General features: G+C 43.8%; 1 protein-coding gene and 1 pseudogene. Both read right to left on the minus strand.

Annotated elements, in window-relative coordinates; translation table 11 throughout:
* A pseudogene (locus ACZMB2_RS14295) lies at positions 1-905 on the minus strand (CD1107 family mobile element protein); the annotation flags it as partial.
* A partial coding sequence (locus ACZMB2_RS14300; protein WP_487597210.1) for a DUF4315 family protein occupies positions 859-1,268 on the minus strand: 410 nt, incomplete at its 5' end. The pseudogene ACZMB2_RS14295 and the gene ACZMB2_RS14300, both read right to left, overlap by 47 nt.

Here is a 1,268-nt window from a genome sequence, read left to right on the forward strand (position 1 = left end):
AACTCTTTTGTGCCTTCCGTAGCTGTTTTAGTAACAGAATCTGCTGTCTCGCCTTCTTTATTAAGCTGTTCCTCAATACCTGTCACTGTCCGATCATCCACAGTTCCTTTTGCATCTGTTGGCTCAGAAGCTTGTGCATCCTGCGGAAGCGGAGAAGTCGTTGTTTTTTCAGTTCCCGTTGCATCTGCACTGGTCGTAGTTGCCATTGCACCATTGCTGTCACTGGAGGTTTTCTGTTTCTCTGCCTGCTTCTTTGCCCATTCATAATAAGGATTCTGCAACACATACTTTTCAGAAGTATTTCCGGCACCGTCTGTTACCGTAATCTCAATCTGTTTTGTAGTAAAATCTTTCTGTGTCAGTTGCACTCTCAGCATTCCATCCTTCAGATCTGTATAAGTGGTGCCATTAACTGTTACTGCAGTAATCCCGGATACTGTATCATTCCCCTGAATCGTCAGCACACCATCTGTCAGGGAAGCAGAGAGTGTCGGCTTTTCCGTGTCATAACACTTAATAGAACGATTCTGCTCATACACCTTTCCATCACCATCTGTCACACGCACATACACTGTCTGATTTCCTGTGATCGTGATACTTCCGCTTCCAGTTACATCCTGCCAGCTTCCATCTTTTCCTGCTTTTGCTTCAATCTTTGCTATTGAGAAACCTTCCGGCATATGGCTGGCATCTACCGTAACAGCAATGGTTGTTTCTCCCTGTTTCCATCCATCCGGTTTCTCAATCGTGATTGCAGGCGTGGTATTCTCAGCTGCATAAGCAGTCTGTGTCTGGAGCAAAGGTGTTGTCAGGCAAAGAAATGTCGTTGCTGCAAGCAGACTCTTTTTTACCCTGCTTTTAGTATTTGTTCTCTTCTTCTGTTTCATTTTTTCCAGATTCATCATCGGCTTTTATTTCCTCCTTCTGTATTTCTACCCTGCCGGGCAACTCATTTTTCATTTTCTTTTTAAAAGCTTCCAATTCCGGAATACTCATATCCATTGCACGGATAATTCTTACAATTTCCAGATTTTCTGCTTCTGTTTTTGCAATCTCCGCAGCCTTGAACCGCTTTAAATCTGCTTCATATCTGGCTTTAGATGCTTCCATTTTTTCCTTGGCTTTCTCATAATCTGCCGTTGCTTTTTCAAGACTTTTCATCTCTTCTCCTTTCCGGGCGGCTGTTATACCGCCCTTTTCCTTACCATCGCCCGAATCCATAGAAATGGCTCTGCCAGTATGGAGAGTTGATGGACGTGTACTGAACC

It is taken from the genome of Hominiventricola sp., from assembly GCF_057604405.1.